Source organism: Paraburkholderia sp. PREW-6R (genome assembly GCF_039621805.1).
Lineage (GTDB): Bacteria > Pseudomonadota > Gammaproteobacteria > Burkholderiales > Burkholderiaceae > Paraburkholderia.
This window is the reverse complement of record NZ_CP155074.1, coordinates 1,800,949-1,813,960: the sequence shown is the minus strand read 5'-3', so window position 1 is coordinate 1,813,960 and position 13,012 is coordinate 1,800,949. Positions and strand designations below refer to the sequence as shown.

Annotated in this window: 14 protein-coding genes; all 14 read left to right on the top strand. The window is 60.3% G+C overall.

The genetic code is table 11. The annotated features are described in order from the left end of the window. Nucleotide 1 precedes the first annotated feature (1 nt). The 14 genes from AAGS40_RS23255 (at nt 2) to AAGS40_RS23190 (ending at nt 13,012) form a co-directional block, all read left to right on the top strand. Nucleotides 2-1,585, top strand: a complete 1,584-nt coding sequence (locus tag AAGS40_RS23255; protein ID WP_345815282.1) for a phage portal protein — start codon at nt 2-4, stop codon at nt 1,583-1,585. A gap of 113 nt (nt 1,586-1,698) precedes the next feature. Further along, on the top strand, nt 1,699-2,871 hold the full coding sequence (locus AAGS40_RS23250; RefSeq protein ID WP_345815280.1) for a S49 family peptidase: 1,173 nt from the start codon (nt 1,699-1,701) through the stop codon (nt 2,869-2,871). Between the two features lie 40 nt (nt 2,872-2,911). Next, complete coding sequence (locus AAGS40_RS23245) at nt 2,912-3,331, top strand: hypothetical protein (RefSeq protein ID WP_345815278.1); 420 nt, start codon at nt 2,912-2,914, stop codon at nt 3,329-3,331. 96 nt (nt 3,332-3,427) lie between these two features. Continuing rightward, nucleotides 3,428-4,465, top strand: coding sequence for a major capsid protein (locus AAGS40_RS23240; protein WP_345815276.1), 1,038 nt, complete (start codon nt 3,428-3,430; stop codon nt 4,463-4,465). 56 nt (nt 4,466-4,521) lie between these two features. Next, on the top strand, nt 4,522-4,791 hold the full coding sequence (locus tag AAGS40_RS23235; protein WP_345815273.1) for a hypothetical protein: 270 nt from the start codon (nt 4,522-4,524) through the stop codon (nt 4,789-4,791). After that, nucleotides 4,791-5,249, top strand: coding sequence for a hypothetical protein (locus AAGS40_RS23230; protein WP_345815271.1), 459 nt, complete (start codon nt 4,791-4,793; stop codon nt 5,247-5,249). The genes AAGS40_RS23235 and AAGS40_RS23230 overlap by 1 nt, the downstream gene beginning before the upstream one ends. Continuing rightward, entirely contained in the window at nt 5,243-5,881 is a 639-nt protein-coding gene (locus AAGS40_RS23225; protein ID WP_345815269.1) for a hypothetical protein, read from the top strand. Before AAGS40_RS23230 ends, AAGS40_RS23225 begins: the two co-directional genes overlap by 7 nt. A 3-nt stretch (nt 5,882-5,884) precedes the next feature. After that, nucleotides 5,885-6,094: a hypothetical protein gene (locus tag AAGS40_RS23220; RefSeq protein ID WP_345815267.1), complete on the top strand. Its 210-nt coding sequence runs from the start codon at nt 5,885-5,887 to the stop codon at nt 6,092-6,094. Between the two features lie 29 nt (nt 6,095-6,123). Then, nucleotides 6,124-7,623, top strand: a complete 1,500-nt coding sequence (locus AAGS40_RS23215) for a phage tail sheath subtilisin-like domain-containing protein (protein ID WP_345815265.1) — start codon at nt 6,124-6,126, stop codon at nt 7,621-7,623. Between the two features lie 49 nt (nt 7,624-7,672). Then, nucleotides 7,673-8,053: a phage tail tube protein gene (locus tag AAGS40_RS23210; RefSeq protein ID WP_345815264.1), complete on the top strand. Its 381-nt coding sequence runs from the start codon at nt 7,673-7,675 to the stop codon at nt 8,051-8,053. Further along, nucleotides 8,053-8,358 (top strand): phage tail assembly protein, encoded by a 306-nt coding sequence (locus tag AAGS40_RS23205; RefSeq protein WP_345815262.1) that lies wholly within the window; start codon nt 8,053-8,055, stop codon nt 8,356-8,358. Before AAGS40_RS23210 ends, AAGS40_RS23205 begins: the two co-directional genes overlap by 1 nt. Before the next feature lie 157 nt (nt 8,359-8,515). Next, nucleotides 8,516-10,495: a hypothetical protein gene (locus AAGS40_RS23200; RefSeq protein WP_345815261.1), complete on the top strand. Its 1,980-nt coding sequence runs from the start codon at nt 8,516-8,518 to the stop codon at nt 10,493-10,495. After that, nucleotides 10,492-11,772: a DNA circularization N-terminal domain-containing protein gene (locus AAGS40_RS23195; RefSeq protein WP_345815258.1), complete on the top strand. Its 1,281-nt coding sequence runs from the start codon at nt 10,492-10,494 to the stop codon at nt 11,770-11,772. Before AAGS40_RS23200 ends, AAGS40_RS23195 begins: the two co-directional genes overlap by 4 nt. Then, a complete protein-coding gene (locus tag AAGS40_RS23190) occupies nt 11,750-13,012 on the top strand; it encodes a phage baseplate assembly protein (RefSeq protein ID WP_345815257.1) in 1,263 nt (420 codons plus the stop codon). Before AAGS40_RS23195 ends, AAGS40_RS23190 begins: the two co-directional genes overlap by 23 nt.

Sequence of the window (13,012 nt, the reverse complement as noted above, 5' to 3'; positions counted from 1 at the left end):
CATGACCATCCAGATTCTCGATCACAAGGGCAGCCCTATCCGCAGCTTTGACGACGGTACAGGCCCGCATGCGGCCGCCTTCAAGTCGGGTCAACGTGTCAGCCGAGAGCTGGCCCACTGGCGGCCGTCGCTTAAGAGCGCGGACCGCGACATGCTGCCCGAGAAGGCGATCGTCGAGGGCCGCGCGCATGATCTGTCGAGAAACAACGGCTTCGCGCGCGGAGCATTGCAGTCGCAGAAGGATCGCATTGTCGGCGCCAACTATCGCTTGCAGCTGCGACCTGAATACAAAGTGCTGGGCCTCACGTTCAAGGAAGCGAACGATTGGGCCGTCTCTGTTGAACGGGAGTTCAGGCTCTACGCCGATGATCCAGAGTGCTTTATCGATGCAACGCGGCGCCGGACATTCACTCAGATATTGCGTGAGTGCGTGGGTACGGAGATGCTCCAGGGCGAGGCCATCGTTTCCCGCGAGTGGCGTAATAGTCCGGTGGGCTATTCGACGTGCTTCATGACCATTGAGCCGGAGCGGATGTGTAATCGCAACATGACAATGGACGTCGACCGGATGCGCGCGGGCGTGGAGCTCGACGCGTGGGGTGCACCTGCAGCGTACTGGATCAGGACCCGGCACCAGCAGGACATCGATTACAGCATGGGCTCGTACACGTGGGACCGCTATCCCAAATACAACCGGTTTGGCGATCTCAACATCATTCACGTGTTCGAGGCCGAGCGGGCCAACCAGACGCGGGGATTCAGCCAGTTTGCAAGCATCATTCAGAAAATGAAGATGCTTGACCGGTTCGAGGATGCCGAGCTTGAGGCCGCGATCATTTCGACGACATATGCCATGGTCATCAAGTCGGAGTTCGGTGCGAAGTCGGCGATGGAGGCGCTCACCGGCGACTTCAATGATCAGCTGAAGAATTTCCTCGGTGCTCAGGGAGCGTATCACCGGGGCACGAACCTGACGTTCGACGGCGTCAAGATCCCGCACCTGTTCCCCAACGAGTCGCTGGAATTCCCCTCGCCAAGTCATCCCAATGCGGATTCCGAGGTGTTCCGCGCCTGGATGCTGCGACATTGCTCGCGCGGTCTGAACACGAGCTATGAGGAAATGACGGGTGACTTTTCCAAGGTCACGTACAGCAGCGCGCGGGCGGCGATCGATGTCGCGTGGAAATATGTGACGGGTAAGCGCGCCGGTTTTGTTGATCGTCTCGCCACGCTGATGTTCCGATGCTGGCTGGACGAAGCCATCACACGCGGCCGCGTCCTGCCGCCAAAGGGCATCGACTACTGGAAGGCGCGCGCTGCATTGACGAAGGCGTCGTGGATTGGCGCAGGAAAGATGGTGATCGACGAGCTGAAAACGGCGAAGGCGAATCAGACCAAGCTGACTACAGGCGAGACGACGTTGTCTGAGGTATGCGGTGACCAGGGTAACAACTGGGAGGATTCACTTGAACAGCGTGCACGTGAGCGCGAAAAGATGGCAGAGCTCGGCATGCCGCTCACCGACCCGTATGCCGGCGAGGCTGACCCGCTGACACTGCAGATGTTGACTGTGGAAACCGAATGAGAAGCTATCCTCATATTGCGGCGCGGGCGCTCAATCGTCCGCTGCTGCTCGAACCCGGCTATGCCCGGTTTTTTTTCGCCGCTCTTTCGCCGCGTCTGAACATCACCCAGCTCGTGACTCCGTCCGGCGAGACGCTCGAGGGATCGGCGATCGCTGGTTCACTCACCGCATACGACGCTTCGCGCGGGTACCGCGCCTACGATGTGCAGAACGGAATCGCCATCATTCCGGTGGACGGCACGCTGGTGCACAAAAATGCGAGTCTTGATCCCGTGTCCGGCATGCAGGGGTATGACGGTATCGAGGCCAAGCTTGCGGGCGCGATGGCAGATCCCGACGTGCGGGGAATCATGCTGGACATCAATTCGCCTGGCGGTGAGGTGTCGGGCGTTAATGATCTGGCAGCCAAAATCGCGAGTTCAGCAAAACCAGTGTGGGCTCACGCGAACGAACTCGCGGCGAGCGCTGCTTACTGGCTGGCAAGCGCGGCTGACCGGGTAATCGTTACTGAAACCGCCGAGGTCGGCAGCATTGGCGTACTTGTCGCGCATGCCGATTACAGCGAGCAGCTCAAGGATGAGGGCGTGAAGGTCACGCTGATACATGCGGGGGCAAACAAGGTGGACGGCAATCCATATGAGCCGTTGCCGGCCGCTGTGCGCGATGAATGGCAGGCCGAAATCGAGAATCTGCGCGCGCTGTTTGCTTCGAGCGTAGCCGCGGGACGCGGCATCGATGTTCAGACAGTGCTCAACACCGAGGCCCGCACATATCGCGGTTCGGCGGCGGTGTCTGCCGGACTGGCTGACGCCGTGATGCCGTTCTCGGATGCGCTCAATGTTTTTTCAACCCAGCTGTCCCGACCGGGCGGCACACAAGGAAGCGTTCGTATGAATATGCCAAACGCTGGTGCCCCGGCGCCGGCTCAAGACATGATTTCCGCATCTGAAGCAATGCGCCTCGCAGAAGAGGCGCGGGCGGAAGGGATGAGAGCAGGTGCGGAGACGGAGCGCGCACGCATCAGTGCCATCCTCGAGCACGCAGAAGCAGCTGATCGTTCGGCACAGGCAAGGACGCTCGCGCTCACGCCCGGCATGACGCCGGAAACGGCGGCCAGTCTGCTCGCCACCTTCCCGAAAACGGCTGCAACGGGGCGTTCACTGGCTGAGCTGGCCGTCGCTGCTGGCGTGGAAGCCGAGGCAGAGGGACGCGGCACTGTCGATCCAAAGCGAGCGCGCATCCAGGGCGCCTCTGCGCTCTGGAAGTCTCACGGCAAGCGCGCATAAGCGCCGCTTTCGGTCAGTATCCGAATCACAGGAGTAGCAAATGGATTTCTATCCGCAAAGCGATCCCGCATTGCTGAACCCGTTCAGCGCATCGAGCAGCGAGTTTGCCTTCACGCCGGACCAGTTGGTCGTCGGCGGGGACGTGCGCACAGCTGAAGTCATGCTGACGGGAGGTGTCGCCTACAACCGCGGCGACCTGCTCGCCTTCACCGCGTCGACGAACACGGTTGCGCCCGCCACGGCGGCAGATACAGCTCGTTTCATCTGCCCGTTCACCATCACCGCAGCGCAGGCGAGCGCGCAGGCGACGGGCAATTACCAGATGCAGGTGTACTGCGAAGGCGATTTCAACGAACTCGCTGTCACGATGGCGGGTGTGCCGCTTTCGTCGGCCGATCTGTTGACGGCCAAGGGTGCGCTTAACGGCGCGGGCAACATCCGTCTCAGAAAGATGACCTGACCAACGGTCGTCAACCCTATCCCCTTCTGGGCTGCCTTCGGGCAGCCCTTTTTTTTGGGGCGTCGATAAAACCGGCGCCAAGCATCGGAGTTGCGCATGTCCGCGTACAGCATTTACGACCCGGCTGAACTCGCCGAACTGATCCAGACGGTGTTCGAACCCGAGAATTTTCTCGTCAATTCGTTCTTCGGCACCGTCCATGAATTCGATACCGCAGAAATCCTGTTCGAACGCCTGACCGAAAACGAAAGCATCGCGCCGTTCGTCAGCCCGAATGTCGCTGGCAAGCCGATGCGCCGCGAGGGGCGCATCGTGCAGGCCTTCACGCCTGCGTATGTGAAGCCCAAGATGACGGTCACGCCTGACGAGGGCATGAAGCGGGCGGCCGGCGAGGCGCTGGGGCAAGGCACGCTCTCGCCGCAGGAGCGATTCCAGCTCGCAGTCATGCGCGGCCTCGCCAAGCAGTTGCGTGCGATCGAGCGACGGCTTGAATGGATGGCGGCGCAGGCACTGGTCACTGGTCAGGTCACGGTCGTGGGCGACGGCTATCCGTCCGTCACCGTCGACTTCGGTCGGGACCCGGGCAACAGCATCGTGCTGGCGGGCAGTGCGCTATGGTCGCAGCTCACCGCGACGCCGCTCGACGACCTCGAAACGTGGTCGATGCTCATCCTGGAGCTGACCGGCGCAGCAGGCACCGACGTGATCATGACGCCGGACGTGTGGAAGGCGGTCAAAAACAATCCGCAGTTCACCGACATGTTCAAGCGGTACCAGAATCTCGGTGGCCCGCTGCCCAACGTCCTGCCCTCGGTCCAGAAGCGCAATCTGTACAAGGGCCAGCTTGGCAACTTCAACATCTGGGTCTATCAGGACTGGTATCGCGATGAGCTTGGCAACAAGTCGCTTTACATGCCTCCAGGCACCGTCACGATGGTGGCAAGCGGCGACACCGGCGTTGCTGGTGTTCAGGCGTACGGCGCGATTCAGGATGTGGCCTCTCTCTTGCCGCAGCGTTTCTTCGCGAAGATGAAAGAGGAGTTCGACCCGAGCGCGGTCATCCTGCTCACTCAATCGGCCCCGCTCGTTGTGCCGGTCCGTCCTAACGCGACTGTCAGCGCGCAGGTTCTCTAATTCCGACCGGGCGCCGCGCCAATGCGCGATGCCCGCTGTCTTCAAGGAAGTCCAACATGCTGATCGCAAAACGTCGCCTGAAAATCGAAAGTCCTGTCGTCGAAGTCAAGGATAAAGACGGGAATGTCACCGGCCATCGACACATCGGTGTCGAGAAGTACATCCTGCCGAACGAACGGTTCGATCCGAAAGACAAGGAACTGGCGAAGGCGCTGATCGACGCAGGCCATGCGGTGGATGAGGCTGCCAAGTCGGCTCCGGCGCCGGTCGTCACCACGCCGAAGGGACCAACCGTAACGCTGAATGAGCCATCGAAGGAGGCCTGATGGGGTCGGCCTGGGTGCCTCAGGGATACACAGGGGGGTGGGCGCAGCATTATGTTGCGGCCGTGCGGGCGCAGCTCAAGGAGTTCGGTGAGTGGGTGAAGCACCGGCCGTCTGACGGTGCCGACGACTGGGTGTTCATGCACTACATCGCGCCTCCGGACGACCTTCACCTGGGCGTTGCCGACCTTCAGATTTCCGAGGTCAACCCCAAGCTGCGAGGACTGGACGCCGACTTTACGGTGCCCGCACAGAAGTACAAGCAGTATGCCGAAGGGCATGCGCGTAACGGCACCGGCTCAATCATGATTGTGCGCGGCGACCTCTTCGAAGTGCAGGACGTGAAGCGCAATCCGTGGGGGGAAATCCGGCTTGAACTGCTGCGAATCTCCGGTGGCAGCGATGCAGACTTTTATACCGATCTGGCGTCGTTTCTCTGTCCTGGTGGTCAGTCATGCTGATTCGAACTGCTATCCGTCGAGCTGTCGTCACGATTCTGTCCGACCCGTCCACGGCTCTGGAGACAGGCTCATGCGCAACCGGGCTGACACTGGCTGGCGACCGAGTGTTCGATAGTCACTCGGAGCCGCTGCAACTGCTTGAAAAAGACGACGAGCTGCCTGCCATTTCCGTCTACACGGACGCGGAGGACGGCGACTTGGGCGCAGGCATGACCAACAACTACAGTTCGCACGTCGATCTGGTGCTCCATATCGAGATGTTCGCTAGCTTGAATACTGATTTCAACACTGAGTCGGCGCTCGACCAGATGGAGGAACAGGTTCGGCGAAAGCTCCTGTGGGATGTCCGGCTGTATCGCGAGGCAATAACGGACGCGAGCGGAAATCCTGCGGGCTGGCGGCGGCTCGTGACGCGTATTTCGAAGTACCAGTCGAACCGTGCCGTTGACAGTGAGCGGCAGGCTCGTATCGGAATGCGCCGCTTTTCGCTGACCGTGCATTACGTTGAAAACTGTCTTCCGCCCGAGATCATCGCTGGCGAATGTCTTGGTCCTCCCGTCATTACGTGTACGAAAGTTGGCGTGCAGCGCGGCGACAACCTCGTGCAATTCAATCCGGGATTCTCGGAGTAACTCATGCTGACAAAATTTGTAAAGCCGACGCGCGGCGTCGTGCTGATGCCTGAACGCGCCTACCGTGAGATGCGGGCCGAAGGCGAGGAGGTGCCGGTGAATCCCTACTACCTGCAGCTGTTGCGATTCGGTGATGTCGTCGAAATCCAGCCGCCTGCGGTTGCGGGTAACAAGCCTGCACCCGTTCCGGCGGGCGGTGCCGCCGCCTCGTAAACACCGGATCATCTTTTTCGGAGAGACACATGCCTGACATCACGATCCCGGGTCTGCCGCAAGGCGTTCGGGTACCGTTCCTGTATTTCGGCGTCGACAACAGCCAGGCGGGATACTTCCAGAGCGCCGAGCGTGTATTGCTCATCGGTCAGATGGCCGGGAGCGGATCGGCAACACCCGGTGAGCCCGTTCAGATCATCGGAAACGAGGCGGCACTGTTTGGTGCTGATTCCATGCTGGCCGACATGGTGCGCATCGTGCGCAAGAAAAGCGGGTTCGCCGAAATGTGGGCGTTGCCCTTGCAGGATAGTCCGGCGGCGATCAAGAGCGTCTGGACGCTTACCTGCACGGTCGATAACACGGAACTGACGAGCCCAGGCACGGCCGGCGTATTTATCGGTGGCGTGCAGTATGCGGTTGCCGTACTGCTCAACGACACGGCAGCCGTTGTCGCAAGCGGCCTCGCAGCCGCGATCAATGCGGACCCCCTCGCCAAGGTTTCGGCCAGCGCCAACGCTGGTGTGGTGACACTGACCGCCAATCACGGAGGCGAAACGGCCGGCGAGATTGATATTCGTGTCACTTACAACAAGGTGGGCGCGCCCGTGCAAGGCGTGTCGCTGTCGGTAGCGCAAACCGTTGTGGGTGCATCGAACCCCGACATGACGGCAGCGCTTGCGACGCTCGGTGACGAGCCCTACAAGTGGGTGGCACTTCCGTATACGGATGTCATCAGCCGCGCCACTTCGCGGGCATTTTTCGATGACATGAATGGCCGGTGGGCCGCGATGCGGATGGTCTACGGGCAGGCGTTTTCGGCCCGCACAACCGATACTCCGGCGGAATTGGTGCAGTTCGGCGGCACAAATAACGACCAGCACCTGTCGGTGCTTGGCCTGTATGGCACGCCAAGCTCTCCGTGGGAGGTGTCCGCCGCGCTCGCCGCGTACGCGCTCGTGCATCTGTCCGATGCGCCCGAGCTGTCGCGCCCTGAGCAGACCATTGAGCTGCCGGGCATCTACGCGCCGGAGATCGCCGATCGCTTTAACAAGAACGTGCGCGAGACCCTGTACTACAAGGGCATCGGTGCAACGACCGTAGATCAGGCGGGAGTCGTCCGCCTGGACCGTCTGCTGACGACTTATCAGGTCAACGGCATGGGCGCCGCGGATAACTCGTATCTCGACATCAACACGATGGCGCAGATCATGTACTTCATCGAGTACATGAACACCGGCATCATGACAGCGTTCCCGCGCGTCGCCCTGAAGGATGATGGCAATCCGGTATTTCCCGGTCAGTACGCGGTGACGCCGAGCATTATCCGCGCTCACGTGATTGCGCTGGCCGACCAGTTGGCCGATCTCAACGTGATCGAGAACGTCGATGAGTTCGCCAACCTGCTGCTGGTACAGCGTGACTCCGATCCGAACTGCATGGACATCATCCTGCCGCCGGACTTCGTGAACCAGTGGCGTATCGGAAAGATTCTGGTTCAGTTCTACAACCAGTACCCAGCCACGAACTGATTTCACGAAGGCCCGTCACGCGGGCCAGTTTCTTTTATTGGAGAGTTATATGTCCGGTTGCGCAATTGCGGGCACGTTCTATCTGACCGTCAACGGCCAGCAGGTGTCCGCACGTGGAGCGTTCGACATCATGCCGCTGAACTTCGAGCGGTCGGTCGAAGCGAACATGGATGGTACGGTGTACATCACGCAGAAGCCTGTCCCGGCAAGTGCGAGCGGCACGCTGTCCTATTCCCGTGACATCGATCTGCAGGCGCTTTACACGCTGTGTGATGTGCCCTGCACGATCGAGCTCGTGAACGGGGACACGTTCGTTTTCCCCAAAGCTCACATCGTCGGTTCGCCGAAGCTGAACACCGAAAAAGGTGAAATCAGCGATTTCAAGATTGCATGCCAGACCGTGCGAAAGATTAATGGAGCAGGCCAATAATGAGCGACGCATCCCAAAGCCAGGACGAGAAAGTGGTCAAACTTTCCCGCCCGGTCATCGACCAGAACGGCAAGCAGCACGGTTCGCTGACTCTCAGGGAGCCGAGTGGTGCCGCTTACGAGAAAATCGGTGACGCGTATCACATGCTGATGATCGACGGCAAGCAGAGCGGCATCGAGCTCAATCGTGCACGCCTGCTTTCCTATGTCGCCGAGGTCACCCAGATCCATCGGCCCCTTCTGGTGACAATGCCCCTCAGGGACATCCGTGCGGTCACCGATGAGATGTTCGCTTTTTTAGGGTAATGCCGAAGAATCTGGACGAAGTCATCGACGACCTTCTTTTCAGCGTCAGGATGGAGCCGCGCTTCGTCCTTGATTCACCGCTCTCGCGCATTGTGAGATTGCATGCGCGGGCGGTTCGGCACTCTGATCGCAATCGACCCAAAGATCCGGAGTTTTGATGGGCACCAGCTTCAAGTCCAAGGTCGAGATTACGGCATCGGAAACCGTGTCTGCGACCTGTGAGCGTGTCGCAGCACGGCTTGGCGACATGGCCAGAAAAGTGCATGACAAGACCAAGTTTGTCATGAACGACATGGCCAGTACCGTCGGCGCGAAAATGCAGGAAATCGCGAGCCATACGAAAGGCCTTTGGGGGCAGTCTGGCGTAGTGGGTGCACTCGGCGCTGCGCTCGCTGCTGGTGGCACCGCGGAGGTGATGGGATCGCTGGCAGAGAAAGCCGAAAACCTGCACCGAACGGCCATCGGGCTGGGTATGTCCACCCGGGATCTGCAATTATGGAGCTATGCGGCGGAACAGGCCGGTGTCGATGCCGAGATGATGACGAAGGGCGTCGCCAAGATGAATGAGACGGTCTTCGAGGTCGCGCACGGCGGTGCAAAGGCGCAGGCTGAACTGTTCAAGCAAATGGGCGTGTCAGTGCGGGACGCGAAGGGTAACACCCGCGGCATCACTGACGTTGCCATGGATGTGGCGTCGCGATTCAAGGAACACGTGGACCGTATCGCCAAGTTGCGTGCCGGCGGCAACAAGGCGCTCGCGGACTCGCTTGAAACCGAGGAGAACAATGCGGCGCAAAAACTCTTCGGTATGAAGGCGCGCGAGGTCGCAGCATTGCTCGTTCAGGGCAAGGACGGCATTCGCCGAGCCTTTGCGCAGGCGGACGGCACCGGGGGCGTAATGTCCGAGGAGCAGATCGAAAAGCTGCAGCGCTATGAGCGGGCAATGAAGAAGGTCGAATTTGCCAAGCAGGGCCTCATGGTCACCCTGTTCGCCGACAAGATGGAGCTGCTTGGGACGAAGATCGCGAAACTCGCAGACAACATTGGTGCATTCAGGGCTGCCCATCCCCAGATTTTCCAGTTCGCAAGTGCGTTGCTGGTGGCCGTATCGGGGCTGGTCGCGATGGCGGCTGCAGCGCGCCTCGCGCAGTTGGGCTTTGCGTTTCTGGCCGGCGGCAAGCTGGTCGCGCAGATCGGACAGGTAGGCGTAACGGCGGCTGTATCCGGACGGATGATGGAGATTCTGTCGGTGGGTGTGACTCGCGTATCAGGCGCGATGCGTCTGCTGATGGTCGCCAGTCCGTGGTTGCTGGCCATCGGTGCCGCCGCAGCCCTCGTTTATTACAACTGGGACAAGATCGAACCGGTTGTGATGAAGGTCTGGAATTCCATGGTCGGGCTGTACAACGCGGTGGAGCCGTTACTCGCTGCTTTTGGCAGTGGTGTCTGGCAGGTCTGCAGAGACACGTTCTCGGAGGTCTGGGGCATCGCGAAGGAACTGTGGAATACCTTCGCTGGCATGTTCCCCTCGATCAGCGGCCTGGGTGATCTGTTTGGCCAGACATCCGACCATATGTCGCTGCTTGCGGGTCTGTCGAACGGTTTGCGCATAGCACTGGACAGCATCAAGGTGGGCGTGACGCTGATGACCGTGCCGTTTCGCTACCTGGCCGGTTGGCTTGAAACGATCTTCGATACGATCAGCCGCGTGGTGGGTGCATTCCGGAGCGATGGCTTCATGGGTGGCATCAAGGCTCTTTTCGACTCAAAGGCCGCAGGCGACGACCTTGGAAAGCGGATGGGGCAGAATTTCAAGGGCGTGGGGGACAAGCTGATGGACCCGCTCAAGGATATTTTCGATCCGTCGAAGATGGTCACGGCGGATGACATGCGCCGCAAAGGCGACGTCGCACGCGACAACGCGCGCGTGCTTGAGCGGCCCGCAGCAAAAACGATGTCAGAACGTCCGCAGGAAGTGAAGCTCAGCGGGCCGGTTCAGGTCGACACGAAAGGCAAGCTCGGTATCGACGTTCGCATCAGCGCCGATCAGGGTCTGAAGGTCAATCAAACCGGAGTGGACCGCACAGGCGCGCCGCGAATCGTCGGTGACACGGGCGTGTCGATGGTGACACCATGACCGACATCATCAAGCCCTACCTGACGAAGGGCTCATTCCGGGGGATCGAGTTTGAGACGGCTGACCTGTCGGACGCCGGCGGTCGCCGTGTAGTCACGCACGAATACCCGAACCGTGAAGAATGGAGCAACGAGGATCTCGGCAAAGGCGCTGAAAAGATCAAGCTCGAAGGCTACATCACCGAGCCAGATCTTGAACGCAAGCGCGAGGCACTGCTTGCGGCATTGAGGCAGCCCGGGCCTGGGTCTCTCTATCATCCGTTCGAGCGACGGTACATCAACGCGCGCGTCGCTACGTGGGACATGCGCTGCTCGAAGGATGAGCTTGGCCGCTTCGACGTGTCGCTCGAATTCGTGCGCGAAGGCGGCGAAGCGTCGCCGCTGCAGGTCACGAACAACAGCGGCATGATTGCCGACAAGGCGCAGGCGCTGGGCGATCAGTCGATTGCGGCTTATCTCGATGCGATCACATCCGGAGACATGGCGCGCGATATTCGTACGACCGTGGATAGCTATCTCGCTACGGCGGTGACGTGGGTGGGATACGCGCACACGTTGTCGTTCATTGCGACGAATTTTGATCTGCGCGGGTTGATGGCATTGACGTCGGACTTCGCGCCGGGCTCGTTCGGTACGCTCGACACCGCAATGTCGCTCGTGAGCCTGGTTCAGGGTCTGACATCCGTCTATGAGCAAAGGATCGACCAGCCCGAAACCACGCTGAACGGCGCGTCATCGCCCGACACCGAGGCGTCACCTGTGACTCTGTTCCAGCCGGCGGCGTCGCTCATGCAGTCACTGCGAGACACCGCCCATATAGCGCTGCCGAGAGTGGATGGAGCCAGTGCACAGATCAGTCTTTTGAACGGTGCAGCGCAGGCAATCGAGACACTGATCTCGCGAACGGCAATCGGCGAGCTAGCGAAGATCGTCGTCGCCGCGTCCTATCCGGATCGCGATAGCGCAATGGCAGCACGCTACGATTTTGCACAGCGTGTTGTCGATGCACAGGCGCAGGCCGCTGACGATCAGCAGATGGAAATTCACGCGATGCTGGCTGATATGTTGCGTTACGTCGGCGAGCAGTTTGCGACCGCGTCGGACGATCTGCAGCCGCTGGATTCGCTCAACGGGACCGTGAGACGAACGTCGTTGTCGGTCGCATATGACCTCTACGAGGATCCGACGCGGGCGCTTGAACTGATCGACCGCAACGGCGCAATGAACGGATCCTTCCTTCCTCCGCAAATACAGTATGCCCGCAACGCAACCAGCTGATTTTCCGAACCTTGTCACGCTTGAGGTGGACGGCCTCACATTCGAAGGGTGGAAGTCGGTCAAAGTCACCCAGGCGATCAAGCAGGGGGCGATTGCGTTCGGACTTGAGGTCACCGAGAAATGGTACGGGCGAACCGAGGCGTGGCGAATTCAGCCGGGCGCCGCGGCGCGGCTGTTCATTGATGGCACACTCGTTTGCACAGGCTTCGTCGACGCGCTCGAGATCTCGATCTCGGATACCGAGCATCAGATCAATGTATGCGGCCGCTCGCGCGCGGGGGATCTGATCGACTCGTCGACGGTGGTGCCCGGTGGCAACTTCCGGGGCGCCGATGCGCTTTCGATCATTGGCGCAATTGCCAAGCCATATGGCATCGCGGTGCATGCGCAAACGGATGACGACACGCCGAGCCGCGTTGCGAACGCAACGTTCAACAAGGCGGGCCGGGCGACGTTGAAAAAGGCTAGCAAGAAGCTGTCGGCCGGCAAGTCGCGTATTGGAAACTTTGAGATAAATCAGGGAGAAAAAGCGTATGACACAATCGAAAGGCTGTGCAAGTTGTCGGGCCTTCTGGTCTTCAGCCGCGCGGATGGAGATCTCCAGATTGCCCGCGCTGGCAGCGACCGCTATTCGTTCAAACTACCTCCCTTCAAGCACGCAGCCGCCAAGTTCGACTGGTCCAAGCGCTTCTCCCAGTACATTGGCAAAGGGCAGCAGAGCGACCCTCATTTCGGAAATGTTGGGGCGTCTGCGGTAGCGTGGACGAATGCGGACCACGCGGCCTACGTGAAAAAGGCACAGGCGCATCTGGCACCGTCAGCGTCCGTCACGGACGCGCAGATCTCGAACTACGTAAGTCCGGCTGGAAAGCGCACAGGCCGCTATCGACCTTGCATCGTTCGTCCTGAGGGTCCGTGTGACCATGGCGCCACGCTTGAGCGTGTCCAGTGGCAGATGGCGCGCGACTTCGGCGAGTCGATCAACCTGAAGGTAATCGTTCAGGGCTTCCATGCGCCAGACGGCACGCTCTGGCAGGTCAACCGCCTCGTGCGCGTGACCGATGAACGTCTGAATCTTGATCACGAGCTGCTGATCGCCAGTGTCGAATTCCGCAAGGATGCATCGGGCACCGTGACGGAGATGGAGCTCGCGCCACAGGGGGCGTACAGCCCCGAGCCGGTAGCCGCTTCCTCTGCCACGGGAGCCACGGGAACCAAGTCAGTGCTGTGGCATCGTTAG